This window comes from Streptomyces manipurensis (assembly GCF_049570255.1).
GTDB classification, from domain to species: Bacteria; Actinomycetota; Actinomycetes; order Streptomycetales; family Streptomycetaceae; genus Streptomyces; species Streptomyces manipurensis.
Window position 1 is genome coordinate 2,744,667 of the sequence record NZ_CP186950.1, and the last position, 19,554, is coordinate 2,764,220.

The following is a 19,554-nucleotide window of genomic DNA, read 5'->3' on the forward strand; positions in this document are numbered from 1 at the left end:
GGACGTCAACAGGTTCGGCACCAAGACGCCGCAAAGGATGGCAGTTCATGGCGGATCGCGGGTGAGATATCCCTTTTGTAGCCAAACATCGTGTGTACGTCCCCTCGCTGGCGGTACGTTCATGCGCGCCGGGCCCCGCACCACCAGCCACAGCACCGGCGCTGCGCTCCTCGCCAGAGAGGTCACGTCCATGGCGGCGTTCCCCCACTCACCCAACTCCACCTTCCGGCTGCTGCGGGGAAAGCAGTCGCCGGCCGAGTTCGCGGCGCAGGTGCGCCGCGCGGCGAGGGAAATCGGAGAAACGGTTTCCTGCGACGCCCGCTACGTCGGCCGGGTCGAATCCGGCGAGATCCGCTGCCCCAACTACGCCTACGAGCGGGTCTTCCTCCACATGTTCCCCGGCCGCACCCTGGCCGACCTGGGCTTCTCCCCCCGCGAAACCGTCCGCGGCCGGTCCGCGCAGCGCGGCCCCTGCACCGTCCCCACCCCCCGTTCCCCTACCAGTGCCAAGGAGAGCGACGTGCTGCGTCGCGCGTTCATGGCGGGCGGCTCCGCGACCGTGGCGGCCGCGACGCTCGGCCTCACCCTGCTCGGCGACAGCCGACGGCTCCCCTCCCGGCCCGGCGAGACCGAGGCCGCCGCCGTCGAGGACGCGGTACGCCGGATCCGCCTGCTGGACGACCGGCACGGCGCCGACGCCCTCTACCGCAAGGCGTCCGAACCGCTGCGCACCGCCTACGCGCTGCTCGACGCGGGCGCCACCCGGCAGTCCACCGACGACAGGCTCCACTCCGGCGCCGGCGAACTCGCCGTCTCCGTCGGCTGGCTGGCCCACGACTCCGGCCGCTTCGACGACGCCCGCTCCCACTACGCCGAAGCCCTCGCGACGGCGCGGGTCGCGCGGGACGCGCACCTGGAGGCGCACGCCTTCAGCAACATGTCCTTCCTGGCCCGGGACTGCGGCCGCCCCCGCGAGGCGGTACGGGCGGCCCAGGCGGGCAGCCGCGCCGCCGCCACCCTCGGCTCCCCGCGCCTGCTGTCCCTCCTCGCGCTGCGGGAGGCCGGCGGCTGGGCGGGGCTCGGCGACCGCAAGGCCTGCGAGGAGGCGCTGACCCGCGCCCACCAGGAGTTCTCCCGGGGCACCGCCGATGCCGACCCCGAGTGGATGTCCTTCTTCGGCGAGGCCGAACGGGAGTCGCTGGAGGCCCGCTGCTGGGCGGCGCTCGGCGAACACGCCCGCGCGGCCCGGCACGCGCGGCGCGCCGCCGACCTCCAGGACCCGCACTTCGCCCGCAACGTCGCGCTCTACACCGCCGAACTGGCCGGTGACCTGGCCCGCGCGAACGCCCCCGACGAGGCCGCGTGGGCGGGCGGGCGGGTGCTGGACCTCCTCGGCGAGGAGGTCCAGTCCACGCGGATCCGCACGATACTGGCGGACACGGCCGGAGCCCTGGTCCCCCACCAGCGCTCCCCCCGGGTCGGGGCATTCCTGTCCCGCCTGTGACCTGCCGTCGGCTTGGCCGGGTTGGGCTTGGCTGCGCCGGGTCGGTGTTCTGCCTGTGGGGCGGTGTCGTGGTGCGGCCGGGCCGTGGGGGGTGTGGGGTGGGGCCCCGGTGGAGTATCTCCTCGGCCGGGTCGCTGCGCACTGGGCGTCGGCGGGGCGGGTTTGGCTCCGCCGGGTCGGTGTTCTGTCTGTGGGGCGGTGTCGTGGTGCGGCCGGGCCGTGGGGGGTGTGGGGTGGGGCCCCGGTGGAGTGTCTCCTCGGCTCGGCGCGTGCGGGTGGGTCGGCCTGAGACGGGGTGGTCGCGCGCTCGTCCTGCGGGGACACTCCACCGCGTCCCCACCCCACGGCCCGTGCTTCGACACCACCGGACCGACCCCCTGGCCGTACGACGTCCGGTTGTGCTGTCGGTGCGGGGACGGGGAGGGGTGTCCCCGCAGGACGAGCGTGCAACCACCTCGCACGGGACGAACCCCGCCGCACGCGCGAGCCGAGGAGACACCCCTCACCGGCCCCGCACCCCACCCGCACAGGAACGCATCGACCCCGCATGCTCGCGATCCGGGCCCCGCGGGACCGCCCGGATCTGCGACCCCCCGCGGGAGCGGGACCGCCCGGATCTGTTACCCCCGCGGGAGCGGATCGGCGTCGAGGTGGCCCGTGTCGTTCCAGCGTTCCAGGGCCGGGGCTCCGTACGCCCAGCCCAGGACCGACAGGGAGGTCGGTTCCAGGCGGATGCGGGCCCCGAAGGAGGCCTCGAAGCCGAGCCAGCGCGCGGCCAGCGTCCGCAGGATGTGCCCGTGCGCGAACACCAGCACGTCGCGCTCCCCGGAGCGGGCCCAGGCGACCACCTCGTCCGCGCGCGCGGCGACGTCGGCGACGGATTCGCCGCCGGGGACGCCGTCGCGCCAGATCAGCCAGCCGGGCCGGACGGCCTGGATCTCGGCCGGGGTCATGCCCTCGTAGTCGCCGTAGTCCCACTCCAGCAGCGCGTCCCACGGCTCGGCCCGGACCCCGAAGCCCGCCAGCTCGCAGCTCTCGCTCGCGCGCAGCAGCGGGCTGGTGCGCACCTCCAGGCCGGGCAGGCCCTGCCACGGGTCGCGGGCCAGGCGTTCGCCGAGCAGTTTCGCGCCCTGCCTGCCCTCCTCCAGCAGCGGCACGTCCGTGCGTCCGGTGTGCTTGCCGAGCTTGGACCACGCCGTCTGGCCGTGGCGGGCCAGCAGGATGCGGGGGGCCATGCGAATCTCCCGATCGGTGCATGATTGTGCGTTTTTACGATGGTTTTCTCGTCCGTCCATCATCCATCACGCCGATGGTGGGCCGTCCCGCGCGGCCCTCCGTTTCCGCGCTCCGACCACGATTGTCAGTGGCGGATGGGACACTTCCGCGGGTGAGCTCTTACCCGCCCAGCAGCCCCGCGCAGCCGACCACGCTGCGGCAGCGGCTCGCCGGTCTGCGCGGCCCCGCCGTGCCGCCCCGCCCGCTCGACGCTCGGGCGCTGGCGGCCCTCGCCGCCAATCCCGGGTGCGGCAGACGCGCCCTGCTCGACGGTGCCGGAGTGGACAAGAACGCCCTGGCCACGGCGCTCGGTTCGCCCGCCGCCTTCGGTCAGTCGCAGTTCGCGATCGTCCGGGGGAACTCCTTCGAGGCGAAGGTCAAGGGCGACGGCGGGGCGGAGCTGCTGCGGCTGGTGCACGCGCGGCTGGATCCCGGCGCCGAACGGCCCGCCGCCGGGGCACGTGTTCCGGATCTGACGGCCGCGGGGCCCGAGGGGCGGGCCGCCCGGACGGCGCTGGCCCTGCGCGAGGCGACGGCCGCCGGGCGGGAGAGCGGCGCCTGGACGCTGCTGGACCATCCCATGCTGGCGCTGGAGGTGGCGGGTTCGCCCGCCTATCTGGAGCCGGACGCCGTCGTCGTGCATCCCGACGGCCGCTGGACCGTGGTGGAGATCAAGTCGTTCCCGATGATCGACGGCGCGGCCGACGCGGCGAAGGTGGGCGCCGCAGCCCGCCAGGCCGCCGTCTACGTGCTGGCCCTGGAGCGGACCGCGGAGAAGCTGGACGGCGCCCTGGTCGGGCACACCGTGCTGCTGGTCTGCCCCAAGGACTTCTCGAACCTGCCGACGGCCGCCCCGGTCGACGTCCGCCGCGAGCGCGCGGTGACGCGGCGGCAGCTGGCGCGGCTGACCCGGGTCGAGGAGCTGGCCGCGGCGCTGCCCGAGGGGCTGACCTTCGATCCGGAGCGGACGGCGGAGGAGCTGGCGGAGGCGGTGTCCGCGGTGGACGCCTCCTACGCCCCCGAGTGCCTGGCCGCCTGCGAGCTGGCCTTCCACTGCCGTGAGCGGGCCCGGGCCGCGGACCGGGTGACGGCGCTGGGCCGTTCGGTCCGGGGCGAGCTGGGGTCGCTGACCACGGTCGAGGAGGCCCTGGCGGCGGCCGCGGGGGGCGGCTGCGCCGACGATCCGACCGCGGTGGCCCTGCACCGCGCCGCCCGGCTGCGCGCCGAGGCCCTGGCCGAGGCCGCGGAGAGGCCGCCGTACGACGTTCCGGAGAGCCCCGAATGCCCCTGCTGAGCACCCTGGCCCGGCTGGAGGCCGTCCGTGCGGGGCGGGCGCAGCCGCTCGCGACCGTGCGGCACCGCCACCTGAGCGACAACCCGATGGTCCTCGTCCCGCTGACGACGGCCGGTGAGGCCGGTGCCCCGCTGGGGGCGCTGGTCGGCACGGACCGGCACGAGCCGCGGGTGTTCGTGATACCGCAGCCCCGCGACCGGGACCTGCGCTGGGCATTCCTGGCGGACCTCGCGGTGCACGTGCTGGCCCACATCGACGCGTACGCGGACGTGGTGGAGCCCGCCGAGCGCAGCGAGACCGATCCGGAGACGGGCAAGCGGGTCAAGGTCGAGACGGAGCTGTGCGTGGACGCGCCGCAGCTGATCGTGCCGAGCCGGGCGGGCATCGACTACGTGCGGCTGCTGGGCCGGTCTATGCGGTTCCGGCGGACCGCCGAGGAGGATCCGGACAATCCGTTCCCGGCGCCGTCCCGGGTGCCGATGCTGGGGCGCTGGTTCACGCACCTCGCGGAGCGTTCGCGGGTGCCCGGGTCGTCGATGCTGCTGGCGGCGACGGACCTGCTGTCGCGGCACTGGGCGACGGGCCAGAGCAATCTGGAGGACCAGCACCTGGGCGCGCTGCTGGGGTGGATCGACCCGCCGGAGGGCCGGTCGGGTGCGGAGGCGGCGCTGCGGGCGGAGCTGGGGCGGGACGCGGCGGGCCAGTTGCTGTGTCCGCCCGCGGGGCCGGCGACCGATCCGGCGTTCGACAACGGGCTGCTGGCTCCGGCGATCGGCCGGTACGACGCGGCGCGCGCGGCGCTGGCGGCCGGGCCCGGGGAGGACGACCGCGAGGTGCGCGCGGCCGAGCGGGCGGTGCGCCGACTGGTCGTGGAGCAGATGTCGAGCACGTGGTGGAGCACGTGGGAGGCGATCGACCTGGTGCGGGCGTTGCCGCCGGGCGAGCGGACGGAGGAGCGCTGGACGCGGGACCGCTGGTCGTACACGGGCCACCGGGACCGCGTACGGGCGGGTGAGCCGCCGCAGCCGCGCCGGGACGACGCGGTGACGGCGGCGCAGAAGCTGGCCACGCGGGAGACCGAGCAGGTGCGGCTCGACGCGCAGGAGGCGCTGGACGATCCGCTGGTGATGGCGGGCCGCCGGATGGCGGGCGAGGCGTTCGCGGGCGAGGTCACCGAGGTGGTGATGGAGTGGACGGAGTCGAAGCGGCCGAGTCCGCGGCCGCTGGTGACGGTGGTGACGGAGGACGTGCCGCAGCTCGCGGACGGGGGCGGCACGAAGGTGTTCCGCTCACTGGACGGGCGGCCGCAGAGCGCGCAGTTCGTCCGTTTCGAGGAGGGCGGCCGGGTGGTGCTGCGGCTCCTCGACAAGATGGGGCGCGGCCGGGATCCCGAGCCCGGTTCGGTTCCGGAGAAGGGCGACCGGGTGTGCTGGACGCTCTTCGAGCACGATGCGCGCGGTGGCCCCCGGCTGCCCGATCCCGAGCAGACGCCGTGGACCCACGGCGGGCCTCCGGGGTCCGTGAGCGCCGTTCACCTGCCCGACGCCGTCACCGACGAGGACCTGCTGTGACCGCACCCGCCGCCTTCGACCCGGGGGCCGCGGCCGCCCGGGCGACCGCCGCGATCCTGGACGACACCCTGCACGGCGCCGAGCGGGGGGTGGTGGTGGATTCCCCGCCGGGTGCCGGCAAGTCGACGCTGGTGGTGCGCGCGGCCCGGGAGCTGGCCGCGGCCGGCCGCCGGCTGATGGTGGTGGCGCAGACGAACGCGCAGGTCGACGACCTGGTGCTGCGGCTGGCGGACAAGGATCCGGAGCTGAAGGTCGGGCGGCTGCACAGCAGTGAGGGGGATGCCTACGATCCGGCGTTGCGGGAGCTGGCGTCGGTGACCCTGTCGGCGAAGCCGGGGGATCTGGCGGAGCTGCCGATCACCATTTCGACGGCGGCGAAGTGGGCGTACGTCAAGGACGTCGAGCCGTGGGAGCACGCGATCGTCGACGAGGCGTACCAGATGCGCTCGGACGCGCTGCTGGCGGTGGCCGGGCTGTTCGAGCGGGCGCTGTTCGTGGGCGATCCGGGGCAGTTGGACCCCTTCAGCGTGGTCGGGGCGGAGCAGTGGGCGGGGCTGTCCTACGACCCTTCGGCCTCGGCGGTGAGCACGCTGCTGGCGCACAATCCGCAGTTGCCGCAGCACCGGCTGCCGGTGTCGTGGCGGCTTCCGGCGACGGCCGCGCCGCTGGTGTCGCGGGCGTTCTACCCGTACACGCAGTTCCGCAGCGGTACGGGGCCGGGCGAGCGGCGGCTGGCGTTCGGGGTCGCCTCGGACGGGTCGGGGCCCGACCGGGTGCTGGACGAGGCCGCCGAGGCGGGCTGGGGTCTGCTGGAGCTGCCGGCGCGGCACACGCCGCGGACGGATCCGGAGGCGGTCGCGGCGGTGGCGGCGGTGGTGCGCCGGGCGCTGGACCGGGGGGCGGTGGCCTCGGACGAGCAGTCCGCGGTGCCGGTGGCGCTGACGGCCGACCGGATCGCGGTGGGCACCGCGCACCGCGACCAGGCGGCGGCGATCCGTGCGGCGCTGGTGGCGCTGGGGGTCACGGGCGTGACGGTGGACACCGCGAACCGGCTGCAGGGGCGGGAGTACGACCTGACGGTGGTCCTGCACCCGCTGTCGGGGCGCCCGGACGCCACGGCCTTCCACCTGGAGACGGGCCGGCTGTGCGTGCTGGCGTCGCGGCACCGGCACGCGTGCGTGGTGGTGGCCCGGGCGGGGATCGCGGAGCTGCTGGACGACCATCCGTCGACGGAGCCGGTGCAGTTGGGGGTGACGGTGAAGTTCCCGGACGGCTGGGAGGCGAACCACTCGGTGCTGGCGCACCTGGCGGAGCACCGGGTGTCCTGGCGGCCCTGACGGGGCCGGGGCGGGCCCTACGCCTTGCGGCGGGCGCCGAGGCGTTCGCGCAGGACCTCGCCCACCTCGGCGAGGGTCCGCAGCTGTTCCGGGGTGAGGGCGTCCACCAGGTGGCGGCGGACGGATTCCACGTGGAGCGGGGCGGCGCCGGTGATCGTGGCGACGCCCGCCGCGGTGAGGACCACCTCGGCGCCGCGGCCGTCGGTGGCCACCTCCTCGCGGCGGACGATCCCGCGCTGTTCCATGCGGGTGAGCTGGTGGGAGAGCCTGCTGCGGGACCAGCGCATCAGTTCGGCCAGTGCGCTGATGCGCATGCGGTGGCCTTCCGTGGAGCCGAGCACCGAGAGCACGTCGTAGTCGGCTTCGGAGAGTCCGCTGTCCCGGTTGAGGTCACGTGCGATCTCGGCGTTGACCAGGGGGAACATCCTCCGCCACGCGTACCAGGCGTCCTGCTCGGACTCGGTGAGCCAGCGGGGCTCCGGTGCGGGGGTCATGCCGTCCACTCTAGCCAGGTCGATGACACATCACCTATGTGGTTGACACGTCACCCATGTCCGGCTTCTATTAGGTGACACATCAACCATCATCCGACCGGGAGTCGCACCATGACCCGCCTGCACGTCATCTCCGCCGCCACCCGCCCCACCTCCTCCGGCCGCCCCCTCGCCCACTGGGTCACCGAGCAGGCCCGCGAACACGGCGGCTTCGACGTCACCCCCGTCGACCTCGCCGAGATCGCCCTGCCCTTCCTGGACGAGCCCGAGTACGCCTCCACCGGCAACTACGCCCACCAGCACACCCGCGACTGGAGCGCCCTGGTCGACTCCGCCGACGCCTTCCTCTTCGTCATGCCGATGTACAACGGCGGCTTCACCGCTCCCTTCAAGAACGCCATCGACTTCCTCTACAACGAGTGGAAGGGCAAGCCGGTCGGCATCGTCAGCTACAGCGCCGGCCCCACCGGCGGCGCCCCGGCCGCCGAGATGCTGCTCCCGGTCCTCACCCGCCTCGGCATGCTGCCCGCGGACCGCTCCGTCGCCGTCCCGGGCATCCCGAAGCTGATCGGGGCCGAGGGCTTCGAGGCCCCCGGGACGCTCGCGGGCGAGCTGGCCGGCGTCCTCGACGACGTCGCCGCGCTGGCCGCGCAGCGGGCCGCGCAGGCCGTCACCGTCTGACCCCGGGCCCGCTGACAGCACACGGCGCGCGGTCCCGCACGGCAGCGCGCCGACCCCGTGCCACCAGAGGGGCGAAGCCCGCCTGACGGCCGGTCAGCGCACCCCCGGACCGTGGCCGGAACCCGCCGCGCGGGGCCCCGGTCGGTCACCTGCTCGACTCCCCCGCCACCGGACCCGTCCTCCTGCTCCTGCACCTCACCGGCCGTACGCCTGTTCCAGACCGTCGGGGTGCGCACTTGCGCGGCGTTGGACAATGGACGGTGGCCCGGCAGGATTTCGCACCCAGCAGGAGGACAGGCATGGCAGAGCCCGAGCGGACCGAACGGCGGCTGCGGCCGGCGCCGCTGCTCTTCGAACCCGCGGAGGCCACGGCGGATCCGGAGCACTTCTTCGACCTGGAGTCGATCGAGGATCCCCGCGAGCTGCTGGCCCGCGCGACCGAGCTGACGCTGGCGTTCCGGGCGGCGCAGGAGCGTGCCGTGGAGTTCCAGGCCCTGGCGGCGGCCCAGCTGGCGGATCCGCGCCGGTTCGACCGGCTCTCCCCGGCTGCGATCGCCGAGCAGGCGGAGTGGACCGAGGACTACACCCGCCGCATGATCGAGTTCGGCGAGTCCCTGCAGCGCGGCCGCGCGGACTACGCCTAGGCCACGGCCCGGGGCTCCCGCCGGGACCGCGGACCGGCATATGCGGAGCGCAAGATACTCCCGTGCGCCCCGCCCTGTCCCGGTTTTCGGTAACTCCCGGGGTTCGGTCCGCTACGGCGGGTAGACCTTGGCATATGACGACGCTGACGACGGCTTCCGGTTGCCCCACCCTCGACGCGCGTTCCGCGCGCACGCGCACCGCCCCCGCCACACACGTCACCCCGCAGGGCGCCGCCTGGCTGGCCTCCGCCTCCGCCCGCCCGCACGGCACGCTGGCGCTCTGGCAGGCCCGGCCCGGCCTGCCGGCCACGCTCCCCTGCGGGGTCGCCTTCGACGTCGTCAACGTCCCGCTCGTCCCCGGACGGCGGATCCTGGACCTGCTGCGCACCGAGGGGCCCGGATCGGGGCCGGTGGCCGTGCACCGCGGCCGCATGCTGCTCTTCACGGCCCCCGGCACCGCCCACCGGCTGCCCGCGCTGCTGGCGTGGGAGGAGTGGGGCGCCTCCCGGAGCGCCCCGGCGCCGCTGTGCCACGGACGCGGCGACGCCGTGACCGTCCCGCCGCTGTCCGCCGCCCCCGCCTCCTCCCGGTGGGTCGTGGCCCCGGAGGCGCGGGAGCCCTGGCTTCCCGGGCCCGAGGCCCTGCTCTGGGCCTTCGTACGGGCCGCCCGCACCGCCGCACCGACCGGACCTGGGGATATCGATTTTTCGTTCCGCCGATCCTCCTGCTAATGTCTTCCTCGTCAGCAAGCGCCGCTAGCTCAGTTGGTTAGAGCAGCTGACTCTTAATCAGCGGGTCCGGGGTTCGAGTCCCTGGCGGCGCACAGACGGAAGAAGGCCCCCACGCGAGTGGGGGCCTTCTTCGTGTTCCGGGCTTGCTAGGTCGTGATCTTCACCGTGTACGCGCCGGACCGGGTCCGGTCCGCCACCTCGATGGTGATCCGCTCCCCCGGAACGGTGAAGGTCTCGCCGACCTCCAGCGGCGCGTCCGCGAGCGGCGGGTACACCGAGCGGTCCCAGCAGGCCTCGGTCTGCGGGTGACCGTCCAGGACCTCGATCGGGCCGCCGCCGGACGCCGCCTCGTTGCGGACCCGGTAGACGAGCACCCCCTCGGTGCAGGTGTCGCCGTCGTTGCCGGCGGAACCGCGTGCCTCGACGGCGATGACGCTTCCGGGGCCCGTGCGGACCACCGCGAGCCGGGTGCCGCCGGTGCCGCCGTCGGGCGGGGCCTGGCCGAGCGGCTGGAGGGTGTGCAGCGAGGACCCCGACTGCACGCAGTCCACCTGGGAGGCGTCCAGCCAGCCCAGCTTCCACTTGTGCCAGGCGAAGAGGTCGGGCGCCATGCCGAACTGGCTGCCCATGACGTCCCAGTCGCCGACGTAGGTGTCCCAGTCGCCCTTGCCGTCCGTGGGCCGGTGGTAGAGGTCGGGCAGGTCGAAGACGTGCCCGGTCTCGTGCGCCAGGACGTTGCGGTCGGGCGGGTGGCGCTCGAAGACGGTGACGATGCGCCGCAGCTCCGCGCCGTCCGCGACGATCGGCCGGTCGAAGTTGACGACCTTCGTGGCGTCGGAGTCCACACCGGGCGCGTCGGGATCCGCGACGAAGTAGACGACGTCGTACTTGCCGAAGTCGACCCGGGCGTCGGCGGCGGCGACCGCGTCGCGCAGGTAGGCCGCCCGGTCCGCCGGGGCCCAGTCCCGCTTTATGCCGTAGGCGGTGGACGGCCGGGGCATCCGGATCCACTCCTTCTGCGGGTGCGGGACGAGCTTGAACCGGCCGTACGAGGCCTGCTCGAAGAAGGTGCTGGTGGAGGGGAAGTAGTCGGCCGTGAGGGTCTTGACGGGGAGGGTGGCGGAGTGGTCGGGGAAGGAGAGGAAGACCATGACCGCGTTCAGCGTGCGCACGGGCTTGGGGTAGGCGCCGTTCCAGCTGTCCAGCCCCAGCGAGTGGTGCGCCGCCGTACGCGTCAGCGCGCACGGCGTGGCTCCGGGGTCGGCCACCGCGGGACCCGCCACGAGCGACATCGCGGCGAGCGCCGTCAGGGAGGTCAGTGCCGCACCGGTACTTCGGGCGCGAGAGCGGTCCACTCCCCCGGGTGTCTGCTGTCGCGTCACATCGACCTCCGGTGGTGGATTCGTTCCTGTTTAGCCACCTTGAGGCGATTGTCTGATGAATGCCCTGTTCCGGTGCCCCACACGAGTGAGCGGCATGGCAAGCCGGTGACCCCCGCGGTTCACGCCACTGCCTACAGAACGTCACGACCGATCACCTGAGATCAGGAGGGGTCGGATCCCGTTCAGAGTCGCGCAGAAACGATCGACCCGGTCGCGACCGACGTTCCGTCATCACGCCGAACCTCACCGTGCTCCACGGTGACGCCGCTGGATAGAGCCTCCCGACAGCCTCTATGATCGGCACACTTTCCTGCACGGACACTCACGAACACGGCGGGGCCCACGGTGAGCGGAACCTCAGAAGGAACCGGTTCGGCGGCCGACGGCACCCGATCGGCCATCACACAGCGTCACATGACGGTGCCGCCAGTGCCGTCCACCCCGGCCGTTCCGGCCATCCCCGCCGCCGCGGCCGTCCCCGGCTCCTCCGGATCCTCCGGCACGTCCGGCTCGTCGGGCACGTCCGCGTCCTCCACCGGCCCCGCCGACCGCCGCGCCGAGTCCGACCCGCGCGACTACCGGGCCGCCTTCAACGCGGCGCACCTCGCCATGGCCGTGGTCGACCGCAACGGCCTCGTGGTCACCGCGAACCAGGCCTTCGCCGGGCTCCTCGGCAGCGACCCGCACGCCCTCGTCCACCGCTGCGCCGCCGACCTGGTGGACCTGGGCGCGGAGGCCCGCACCTGGGCCGCGTACCAGGAGGTCCTGCGCGGCCGCCAGGCACGGCTGCGCTGCACCCGCCGGCTCAAGCACCCCGACGGACATTCGCTGTGGACCGAGGTGACCCTGGGGCCCGTACCGGAGACCGGGAACGTCCTGCTGTCCGTTGCCGACATCAGCGACCGGCGCGACCTCCAGGCCCGGCTGCGCCACCTCCAGATGCACGACCCCGTCACCCGGCTCCCCAACCGGGCGCTGTTCTTCGAACGGCTCTCCGGCGCCCTGGAGTCCGCCTCCTACGAGCACGGCGGCGGCACGGGCCGGATCGGCCTGTGCTACCTGGACCTGGACGGCTTCAAGGCCGTCAACGACACCCTCGGCCACCGGGTCGGCGACCGGCTGCTGACCGCCGTCGCCGCCCGGCTGACCCAGTGCGCCGACCAGTCCGGTTACGGGCGCACCGGCGGGCACCTGGTGGCCCGGCTCGGCGGCGACGAGTTCGCGCTCCTGGTGGAGGACTCCACCGGCACCGAGCAGCTCGCCGAACTGGCGCGCAGCGTCCTGACGGCGGTGCAGGAACCCTTCGACCTGGCCGGGCAGCGGCTGTCGGTCTCCGCCTCCATCGGCGTGGTCGAGCGGGCCGCCTCCGGGACCTCCGCGACCGGCCTGATGCAGGCCGCCGACACCACCCTGTACTGGGCGAAGGCGGACGGGAAGGCCCGCTGGACCCTCTTCGACCCGGAACGCAACGCGCACCGCATGACCCGGCAGGCCCTGTCCTCCACGCTCCGGCCGGCCGTGGAACGGGGCGAGTTCGCCCTGGAGTACCAGCCGCTGGTGGACCTGGAGAGCGGGGCGCTGCGCGGGGTGGAGGCCCTGGTGCGCTGGAACCACCCGCAGTTCGGCACGCTGACGCCGAATCGGTTCATCGGGATCGCGGAAGAGGACGGTTCCATCGTCCAGTTGGGGCAGTGGGTGCTGCGCACCGCCTGCCGGCAGGCACGGCGCTGGCAGATCGAGCAGCCGAGCGACGCGCCGGTCTTCGTGTCGGTGAACGTCGCCGTCCGGCAGGTGTGGGACTCGGACCTGGTGGGTGACGTCGCGGAGATCCTCGCCGAGACGGGCCTGGCGCCGCAGCTGCTGCAGCTGGAGCTGACCGAGTCGGCCGTGATGGGCTCGGCCGGGCGCCCGCTGCAGGCCCTCCAGGCGCTCAGCGACATGGGGGTGCGCATCGCGATCGACGACTTCGGCACGGGCTATTCGAACCTGGCGTACCTCAGCAGGCTCCCGGTGTCGGTGCTGAAGCTGGACGGCTCCTTCGTCAAGGGCTTCCGCTACGACGAGGGCGCGCACCCGAACCCGGCCGACGAGACCATCGTCGAGGCGCTGGTCCAGCTCGCACACCGGCTGGGCCTGACGGTGACCGCGGAGTGCGTGGAGACGGCCGGGCAGGCGGCCCGGCTGCGGCGCGTGGGCTGCGACACCGGGCAGGGCTGGCTGTACTCGCGCGCGGTCCCCCCGGACGTGATCGCCGGCATGATCGGCCGGCGTACGAAGCCCGTCGCCCAGGCGGACGTACCGGCCCCGCATCCGCCCGTCTGACGGCCGCGGCCGGCGGCCGTTCGGGAGTGTGAGATTGGCCGTCGGCGGGAACCGAACGGCCTGGCCCACTGGTCAGTTGTCCCGCCGGATCCCCCCTTGTGAAGATCGTCCTGCTGTCGCGACCGGACAGCTCTTTCGATCCGGGGGGATCCCATGAAAACGACCCGCACCGCCCTCGCCCTGACCGCCGGCGTCCTGGCACCGGCCCTGCTGCTCGCCACTCCGTCCCTGGCCACCGCCGCACCGGTCACGGCGTCGGTGAGCACGGTGATCGGCTCGGACACGGAGAACGCCGCGGCCATCGCCCGCATCCTCGCCGACCCGGCGAGCGGCAGGGGCGTGATCCGCGAGGCGAACGAGGCCCTCAGCGGCACGCCCGAGGACCGCGTCGCCTTCCTGACCACCGGCTACGCCAAGGCACAGGACGAGGACAACATGGTCGCCATCTTCCGCATCCTGCACACCAACCCGGCCACCGGACTCCAGGTCAAGCGCGAGGCGGTCGCGGCGCTCGAAGGCACCCCGGCCGACCGCGCGGCGTTCGTCGCCACCGGCTTCGCGAAGGCCCGCGACGACGACCACAAGGTCGCCATCCTGCGGATCCTGCACGCCAACCCGGTCACCGGAAAGGGCGTCAAGCGCGAGGCCAACAAGGCCCTGGACGGCACCCCGGCCGACCGTGCGGCGTTCCTCGCCACCGGGATGCGTCTGGCCCAGGCCGAGGACGACCGCGTGGACGTCGCCCGCATCCTGGCCCGTCCGGGCATCAGCGCCGCGCTGCGCGCCGCGGCCGAGAAGGCGATCGAGGGCACCCCGGAGGAGCTGCGGCACTTCATCACGGTCGGCCAGTACCAGGTCTGACCGGCCCCGCCCGCACCACGAGCCGCTTCGAGGGCCTGCCTCGAAGCGGCTCGGCGGGTCAGAGACTCCGGACGAAGGCGCCGAACGCCGCCGACCCGACCGTGAAGACGGGCCCGCCGGGGTCCTTGGAATCCCGCACGGCCACCCGGCACGGCTGCGCGGCCACCTCGACGCAGTCCCCGCCGTTGGTGCTGCTGTACGAAGCCTTGCGCCAGGCGGCGCCGTCGAGCGGGGCGCACTCGACGCAGTCGCCGCCGGTGTTCCCGCTGTAACTGGACTTACGCCACACAGCGCCCGCCGGGTTCTGGTTGCTCCGCATAACGCTCCTCCATGACCCGCGTGATCAACGCCGCCGAGTCCTCGACGGAGAGCGCGGCGGCCTGCAAGTGAGCGTAACGAAGCGCGGCTTCCCTGACCGTGTCAGGGTTGGCCGTCGTGTGGCCCGAGATGAGGTCCTCGGTGTAGACGAGGTCCGGGTCACTGTCGAATCGCATCGCGTTGAACGCCCCGATCAGACCGGCGTGTTCACCTGCCGCATTGGGCAACACCTGGATCTGCACCCACCGGTTCTCGCGGAAGCTCAGCAGGTGGGCGAGTTGCTCGCGCATCGCCTCGCGGCCGCCGATCTCCCGGTGGAGCACTCCCTCGTCGAGCACCACCCAGACCATCGGCGGCGTTTCCCGCCGCAGGATGCGGTGGCGCTCCATTCGGGCCGCGACCAGCTCTTCGAGCTTGTCCGGCAGCCCGCTCGCCAGCACGGCTCGTGCGTACGCCTCCGTCTGGAGCAGTCCGTGGACCAGTTGCGGCTGGTAGGCCGAGATGTACGCCGCCCGTGCCTCCATCTCCGCGTACGCCTGGAACCACGTCGGCAGCACGCTCCGCAGGACCAGGCCGACCAGGCGGGAGAAGTGGCCGCCCGTGTCCAGGGCGGCGTCCACCCGCTCGGAGAAGTCCCGCGTCGGGACGCGGCGGCCGTTTTCGACCATGCCGATCAGGGAGCCCGTGCAGAAGATGATCGCGCCGAGCTGCGACTGTTTCAGGCCCGCTTCCTCTCTCAGGCGGCGCAGCTCGTAGCTGTAGTAGTCCAGCGGCGAGGCGCTGGGATCGATGTCGCGGGCCAGGACCATGGAACGGCACCCCCAAGCGGGAAACGGGCTCGTGGCCGAGCGTAACGACCCCGCTACCGGCCGGTGTCCGAAATCCGGCAACCATGTCACACACCTCCGCCCCGCCCCTGGGAGAGGGGACGGGGCGGGGGCGTCGCTCGGCGCGGGGTGGGGGGAGATCAGCAGGCGCCGAGGTCCTTCCAGACACCCCATTCACCGGTGGTGCCCGGCGTCTCGTTCTGCGTCCACCACTGGGCCTTGTACTTGCGGCCGTTGTGGGAGACCTCGTTGCCGGCTGTGTAGACGGTGCCCGCGACGTACGCCGGGGTCGAGCCGCAGCCGGTCGGAGGCTGCGTGGTCGGCGGGGTCGTGGTGGGCGGGGTGGTCGTCGGCGGGGTGGTGACCGGCGGCTGCGTGGTGCCGCCCAGGGCGTCGGAGATCTGGCCCAGCAGGGTGGCGTTGTTGTCCAGGCCGAGCAGGGAGTACATCATCGCGCCGGCCAGGCCGCGCTGCTTGCCGTAGTCGACCCGGGCCTGGATGGACTTCTGGTTCAGGCCGGTGAAGAACTCGCCGTCCTTGTAGAAGTACGAGGACTTCGACTGGTCGTCCCAGAAGGTGGTCGACGCGTTGTCGACGATGCCGCCGAGCTCCTTGTAGTGCGCGATGCCCGCCTGCTGGCTGAGCGGTCGCGCGGCGGAGCCGCCGGTCGCGGTCTGGGCGAGGCCGTTGGTCGTCCCGGCCGGGACGCCCTTCCAGCCGCGGTAGTAGAACTCGTAGCCCAGGGTCAGCTTGTTGGCGGGGAAGCCGCCGGTGATGCCGTAGGCCGGGTTGCCGTCGATCCAGGAGTCGATGGCGTTGTCGATGCTGTACTTCTCGGTGCCCGGCGCGATCGGGTCGGTCGGGTCGGCCGCGGACGGGTACAGCGGGGACTGGTGGTACGTCGGCCCGTCGCCGTCCCAGGCGCCGTGCATGTCGTACGTCATGATGTTGGCGTAGTCCAAGTACTGGCCGATCTTGTCGGTCTCGATGTACTTGATCTTGTCCTGGCCGGCCGGAAGGGCCGCGGTCAGCATGTACTTCTTGCCGCCGCTGGCCGCGCCCTCGGCGTCGAGCTGCTTGCGGAACTCCTGGAGCAGCAGGGTGAAGTTCTGCTTGTCCTCGGGGCCGTAGTGGTTGCCCAGGTGGCCGCCGGAGGAGCCGGGGTACTCCCAGTCGATGTCGATGCCGTCGAAGATGCCGGCCGCGGTGCCGGCGCCGCCGAAGCCGCCCTCCACCGGGAGGTCGCCCTTGATGTACTGCTTGATGCAGGAGGCGACGAACTTCTTGCGGGAGGCGTCGGTCTTGGCCGCGTCGTGGAAGTACTTGGAGTACGTCCAGCCGCCCAGCGAGATGTTGATCTTCAGGTGGGGGTACTTGGCCTTCAGTTCCTTGAACTGGTTGAAGACGCCCACGATCGGCTGGTTCCAGGTGTCGGCGACGCCGTCCACGCTGTCGGCCGCGCTGAAGGACTTCTGGTAGTCGGCGTAGCTGTCGCCCGCGCCGTCACCGGCGTTGGGGTTGTTGTCGTCGCCCGCGGCCTTGTTCGCCTCGAAGCAGGTGAGCTCGGTGGGGTGGATGTTGCCGAACGAGTAGTTGATGATGTCCAGCTTGCTCGCTATGCCCCGGGTGTCGAGGTGCTTGGGGTAGAAGGCGTTCCCGTACACGCTCCACTGGTCGTAGTAGGCGATGCGGACGCCGCCGGTGGCCGCTCCGGCCGCGGCGTCGGCGGCCTGGGCGGTGCCGAGTCCCGCGAAGGAGGCGAGCGCTCCGGCTGCCAGCGCGGCCGTGGCGGCGGCCGCGGCGAGGGGTTTACGGATGTGCATGAACTGCCTCCGGGGGGCTGGGAGGAGAGTGCTGGAGGTTCGGGTGAGAGAAGTGATAGCGATCACTCCAGCCCCGCGTCAATGGTTCGGACCAAAGAAGGACTAGACCACTGAGGCGCCATTTCCCCAAGTCAGAGACCTGAGCGCACAGCAAGAACCGCTCGCCACCCCGGGTGACGAGCGGTTTAAGGCTGCCTTGAGACACGCTCCCGCAAGGTTTTGGCAATGAACCAGCCAAACCCCGTTCTTGCGCGGTCAGTCGGCGGCGGGGGCCTCCACGGGCATCCCGTACGCGTCCGCGACGAGCTCGTAGGACCGCAGCCGGGCCGCCCCGCCGTGGGCGTTGGCGGTCAGCATCAGCTCGTCCGCGCCGGTGCGCTTGGCGAGGGCGTCGAGCCCGTCGGCGACCGCGCCGGGCGTGCCGTGGACGACGTTGGCGAGCCAGCCGTCGACGAACTCCCGCTCCAGCGGGGTGTACGGGTACGCCGCCGCCTCCTCGGGCGTGGGCACCAGGCCCGGCCGCCCGGTGCGCAGCCGCAGCATCGACAGCGCGCCGGTGAGCACCTGGGCGCGGGCCTCCTCGTCGGTGTCGGCGGCGAGGGCCGAGACCCCGATCACGGCGTACGGGGCGTCCAGCACCGCCGAGGGCCGGAAGCTCTCCCGGTACAGGTCGAGCGCGGGGAGGGTCCCGGCCGCGGAGAAGTGGTGGGCGTAGGCGAAGGGCAGGCCGAGTTCGCCGGCGAGCCGGGCGCTGAAGCCGGAGGAGCCGAGCAGCCACAGCTGCGGCCGCCCGGTGGGGCCCTGCACCGGGCCGGGCACGGCGTGCACGCGGGCGTACGGGTGCCCGTCGGGGAAGTCGTCGTCGAGGAAGCGGGTCAGCTCCATCAGCCGCCGGGGGAAGTCGTCGGCGGCCTCGTCCGGCCGCCCGGGACCGCGCAGGGCCGCGGCCGTGCGGCCGTCGGTGCCCGGGGCCCGGCCCAGACCGAGGTCTACGCGGCCCGGGGCGAACGCCTCCAGGGTGCCGAACTGCTCGGCGACGGCGAGCGGGGCGTGGTTGGGCAGCATCACGCCGCCCGAGCCGAGCCGGATGCGGGAGGTGTGTGCGGCGAGGTGCGCCAGGATCACGGCCGGCGAGGAGCTGGCGACGCCGGGCATGGAGTGGTGCTCGGCGACCCAGTGGCGGTGGTAGCCGCGGGATTCCGCAAGGCGGGATATGGCCACGCTGGTGCGCAGGGATTCGTGCGCGGTGCTGCCGGCGCCGACGGTGGCGAGGTCGAGGACGGAGAGCGGTACGGGTGCGCGGCCGAGCGCGGTACCGCGGATACCGTGGGCGTCGCCGCTCCCGGCCCCGGCCGCGCGTCCGTCCCGTCGTGGCCGGTTCGCGTCCCCGGTGTCACTCATCGTCGCTCCCGTCTCGTGCTCCACGTCCGTACGGGCCGTGCGGCACCGTACGAAGAACTCGAACCGTGGGGAGGCGCCGGGCATTCCCGGCAGAGCCGGACAGTGAGCTTGACCACGGCATATGCCAGAGGGGTAGATGGAGGAAGACGGACGCGATCGAGCCGCCAATCTCCTCAACAGGCGCTCCACAGGGGCCCCTTGGTGGCTATCGTGGTAGGGCAAGCGGTAACAACCTGCTAGGGGGAAACCGTGGCGCTGAAGCCCGAGCCGACCGCGCCGTTCCACTCGGTGCAGTACGCACTGCGCGTACTCGAAACGATCGCGCGGCACACCGGCGGTGTGACCGACGCGCAGATCGCGCGTGAGACCGGCCTGCCCGCAGTCCACCTCTCCCCGATGCTGCTCATGCTGCGCCGCGAGGGCTACGTCCTGCAGGTGGCGGACGGCGCGTACGCCATAGGGGACTCCCTCGTCCTGCTCGGCTCCGGCACCGACCGCCAGCAGGCCCTGACCGACAAGCTCCAGGAGACCCTCGACCGGCTGCGCGACTCCGTCGGCGCGGCCGTGTACATCAGCCGGTACGTGGACGGCGAAGTGAAGATCACGCAGTTCGCGGACAGCCCGCGCACGCCGAAGGTCCACGAGTGGGTCGACTTCCGCTCCGCGGCCCACGCCAGCGCCGTCGGCAAGTGCCTGCTCACGCAGCTCGACCTGAACGGACGGCGCGACCACCTGTCCCGGCACAAGATCGCCCGGCTCACGTCGAAGACGATCGTGAACGAGCGGATCCTCTTCTCCAAGCTCGACGCCCAGCCCGCCACCGTGCCCACGCTGGACCTCCAGGAGTACGCCGTCGGCACGGTCTGCGCGGCGGTCCCGATCACCGCGGGCGCCGCGGTGGGCTGCCTGGCCCTGTCGATGCCGGTCGAACACGCGCACCGGCTGCGGGCCGCGGCCGACACCCTGAACCGGAAGGCGGCGCCGCTCCTGCTGTCGCTCACCCTCTAGAACCCCGTCGGCCCCTGCCAGGGCGCAGCCGGAGGGACGGCCCGGAGGCTTCGGCGGACAGGCCGGAAAACACTTCGGGCG

General features: G+C 73.0%; 16 protein-coding genes, 1 tRNA gene and 1 pseudogene. 11 read left to right on the forward strand and 7 right to left on the reverse strand.

Translation table 11 applies throughout. The features are described 5' to 3' along the window. Window positions 1–190 precede the first annotated feature (190 nt). Window positions 191–1,504 carry a tetratricopeptide repeat protein gene (locus ACPU2J_RS12540; RefSeq protein ID WP_423834956.1) on the forward strand — a complete coding sequence of 438 codons (1,314 nt, stop codon included), beginning with the start codon at window positions 191–193 and terminating at the stop codon, window positions 1,502–1,504. A gap of 620 nt (window positions 1,505–2,124) precedes the next feature. Here the strand turns inward: ACPU2J_RS12540 and ACPU2J_RS12545 are convergent. Beyond that, window positions 2,125–2,739: a histidine phosphatase family protein gene (locus ACPU2J_RS12545; protein ID WP_420080711.1), complete on the reverse strand. Its 615-nt coding sequence runs from the start codon at window positions 2,737–2,739 to the stop codon at window positions 2,125–2,127. A gap of 152 nt (window positions 2,740–2,891) precedes the next feature. On the opposite strand from ACPU2J_RS12545, the gene ACPU2J_RS12550 reads away from it, so the two are divergent. From ACPU2J_RS12550 to ACPU2J_RS12560, 3 genes are read left to right on the forward strand one after another with little or no spacing between them, the layout of a single operon-like run. Then, window positions 2,892–4,073 (forward strand): hypothetical protein, encoded by a 1,182-nt coding sequence (locus ACPU2J_RS12550; RefSeq protein ID WP_423833262.1) that lies wholly within the window; start codon window positions 2,892–2,894, stop codon window positions 4,071–4,073. Beyond that, on the forward strand, window positions 4,061–5,644 hold the full coding sequence (locus tag ACPU2J_RS12555; RefSeq protein WP_420080709.1) for a hypothetical protein: 1,584 nt from the start codon (window positions 4,061–4,063) through the stop codon (window positions 5,642–5,644). The genes ACPU2J_RS12550 and ACPU2J_RS12555 overlap by 13 nt, the downstream gene beginning before the upstream one ends. Then, the gene (locus ACPU2J_RS12560; RefSeq protein WP_361592317.1) at window positions 5,641–6,981 is read left to right on the forward strand and encodes an AAA domain-containing protein; all 1,341 of its coding nucleotides are present in this window, start codon (window positions 5,641–5,643) and stop codon (window positions 6,979–6,981) included. The genes ACPU2J_RS12555 and ACPU2J_RS12560 overlap by 4 nt, the downstream gene beginning before the upstream one ends. Window positions 6,982–6,998: 17 nt before the next feature. Here ACPU2J_RS12560 and ACPU2J_RS12565 read toward each other — a convergent pair whose 3' ends face one another. Continuing rightward, window positions 6,999–7,475, reverse strand: coding sequence for a MarR family winged helix-turn-helix transcriptional regulator (locus ACPU2J_RS12565; protein ID WP_389073215.1), 477 nt, complete (start codon window positions 7,473–7,475; stop codon window positions 6,999–7,001). Between the two features lie 111 nt (window positions 7,476–7,586). Here ACPU2J_RS12565 and ACPU2J_RS12570 point away from each other — a divergent pair, with 111 nt between their 5' ends. From ACPU2J_RS12570 to ACPU2J_RS12585, 4 genes and pseudogenes are all read left to right on the forward strand, one after another. Continuing rightward, window positions 7,587–8,156, forward strand: coding sequence for an NADPH-dependent FMN reductase (locus ACPU2J_RS12570; RefSeq protein WP_420080707.1), 570 nt, complete (start codon window positions 7,587–7,589; stop codon window positions 8,154–8,156). Between the two features lie 299 nt (window positions 8,157–8,455). Next, window positions 8,456–8,800 (forward strand): hypothetical protein, encoded by a 345-nt coding sequence (locus ACPU2J_RS12575; protein WP_361592322.1) that lies wholly within the window; start codon window positions 8,456–8,458, stop codon window positions 8,798–8,800. A gap of 134 nt (window positions 8,801–8,934) precedes the next feature. Beyond that, window positions 8,935–9,559 (forward strand): annotated as a pseudogene (locus tag ACPU2J_RS12580) (bifunctional DNA primase/polymerase). Next, a tRNA-Lys gene (locus tag ACPU2J_RS12585) sits at window positions 9,550–9,623 on the forward strand. Before ACPU2J_RS12580 ends, ACPU2J_RS12585 begins: the two are co-directional and overlap by 10 nt. 54 nt (window positions 9,624–9,677) lie before the next feature. On the opposite strand, the gene ACPU2J_RS12590 is transcribed toward ACPU2J_RS12585, so the two are convergent. Next, the gene (locus ACPU2J_RS12590) at window positions 9,678–10,913 is read right to left on the reverse strand and encodes a M6 family metalloprotease domain-containing protein (RefSeq protein WP_420080705.1); all 1,236 of its coding nucleotides are present in this window, start codon (window positions 10,911–10,913) and stop codon (window positions 9,678–9,680) included. A 345-nt stretch (window positions 10,914–11,258) separates the two neighbouring features. Between ACPU2J_RS12590 and ACPU2J_RS12595 the strand changes: the two genes are divergently transcribed. Both ACPU2J_RS12595 and ACPU2J_RS12600 read left to right on the forward strand, forming a co-directional pair. Continuing rightward, window positions 11,259–13,235, forward strand: a complete 1,977-nt coding sequence (locus ACPU2J_RS12595; RefSeq protein ID WP_423833263.1) for a putative bifunctional diguanylate cyclase/phosphodiesterase — start codon at window positions 11,259–11,261, stop codon at window positions 13,233–13,235. Window positions 13,236–13,388: 153 nt separating this feature from the next. Next, the gene (locus ACPU2J_RS12600) at window positions 13,389–14,096 is read left to right on the forward strand and encodes an ALF repeat-containing protein (protein WP_423833264.1); all 708 of its coding nucleotides are present in this window, start codon (window positions 13,389–13,391) and stop codon (window positions 14,094–14,096) included. A gap of 58 nt (window positions 14,097–14,154) precedes the next feature. Here the strand turns inward: ACPU2J_RS12600 and ACPU2J_RS12605 are convergent, their stop codons facing one another. The 4 genes from ACPU2J_RS12605 to ACPU2J_RS12620 all read right to left on the reverse strand — a co-directional run bounded on the left by ACPU2J_RS12605 (window position 14,155) and on the right by ACPU2J_RS12620 (window position 18,465). Beyond that, on the reverse strand, window positions 14,155–14,415 hold the full coding sequence (locus tag ACPU2J_RS12605) for a DUF397 domain-containing protein (protein WP_423833265.1): 261 nt from the start codon (window positions 14,413–14,415) through the stop codon (window positions 14,155–14,157). Then, window positions 14,375–15,223 carry a helix-turn-helix domain-containing protein gene (locus ACPU2J_RS12610; protein WP_389073229.1) on the reverse strand — a complete coding sequence of 283 codons (849 nt, stop codon included), beginning with the start codon at window positions 15,221–15,223 and terminating at the stop codon, window positions 14,375–14,377. Before ACPU2J_RS12610 ends, ACPU2J_RS12605 begins: the two co-directional genes overlap by 41 nt. A gap of 158 nt (window positions 15,224–15,381) precedes the next feature. Then, the gene (locus tag ACPU2J_RS12615) at window positions 15,382–17,064 is read right to left on the reverse strand and encodes a glycosyl hydrolase family 18 protein (protein WP_423833266.1); all 1,683 of its coding nucleotides are present in this window, start codon (window positions 17,062–17,064) and stop codon (window positions 15,382–15,384) included. Between the two features lie 255 nt (window positions 17,065–17,319). Beyond that, complete coding sequence (locus tag ACPU2J_RS12620; protein ID WP_420080699.1) at window positions 17,320–18,465, reverse strand: LLM class flavin-dependent oxidoreductase; 1,146 nt, start codon at window positions 18,463–18,465, stop codon at window positions 17,320–17,322. 249 nt (window positions 18,466–18,714) lie between these two features. On the opposite strand from ACPU2J_RS12620, the gene ACPU2J_RS12625 reads away from it, so the two are divergent. Beyond that, window positions 18,715–19,473: an IclR family transcriptional regulator gene (locus tag ACPU2J_RS12625; RefSeq protein ID WP_420080698.1), complete on the forward strand. Its 759-nt coding sequence runs from the start codon at window positions 18,715–18,717 to the stop codon at window positions 19,471–19,473. Window positions 19,474–19,554 lie beyond the last annotated feature (81 nt).

What these genes read in the sequence shown, in the direction of transcription:
- ACPU2J_RS12570 (WP_420080707.1), top strand. Translation starts at nt 7,587, where the DNA reads ATGACCCGCCTGCACGTCATCTCCGCCGCCACCCGCCCCACCTCCTCC.
- ACPU2J_RS12615 (WP_423833266.1), bottom strand. Translation starts at nt 17,064, where the DNA reads ATGCACATCCGTAAACCCCTCGCCGCGGCCGCCGCCACGGCCGCGCTG.
- ACPU2J_RS12610 (WP_389073229.1), bottom strand. Translation starts at nt 15,223, where the DNA reads ATGGTCCTGGCCCGCGACATCGATCCCAGCGCCTCGCCGCTGGACTAC.
- ACPU2J_RS12540 (WP_423834956.1), top strand. Translation starts at nt 191, where the DNA reads ATGGCGGCGTTCCCCCACTCACCCAACTCCACCTTCCGGCTGCTGCGG.
- ACPU2J_RS12620 (WP_420080699.1), bottom strand. Translation starts at nt 18,465, where the DNA reads ATGAGTGACACCGGGGACGCGAACCGGCCACGACGGGACGGACGCGCG.
- ACPU2J_RS12555 (WP_420080709.1), top strand. Translation starts at nt 4,061, where the DNA reads ATGCCCCTGCTGAGCACCCTGGCCCGGCTGGAGGCCGTCCGTGCGGGG.
- ACPU2J_RS12575 (WP_361592322.1), top strand. Translation starts at nt 8,456, where the DNA reads ATGGCAGAGCCCGAGCGGACCGAACGGCGGCTGCGGCCGGCGCCGCTG.
- ACPU2J_RS12565 (WP_389073215.1), bottom strand. Translation starts at nt 7,475, where the DNA reads ATGACCCCCGCACCGGAGCCCCGCTGGCTCACCGAGTCCGAGCAGGAC.
- ACPU2J_RS12545 (WP_420080711.1), bottom strand. Translation starts at nt 2,739, where the DNA reads ATGGCCCCCCGCATCCTGCTGGCCCGCCACGGCCAGACGGCGTGGTCC.
- ACPU2J_RS12600 (WP_423833264.1), top strand. Translation starts at nt 13,389, where the DNA reads ATGAAAACGACCCGCACCGCCCTCGCCCTGACCGCCGGCGTCCTGGCA.
- ACPU2J_RS12605 (WP_423833265.1), bottom strand. Translation starts at nt 14,415, where the DNA reads ATGCGGAGCAACCAGAACCCGGCGGGCGCTGTGTGGCGTAAGTCCAGT.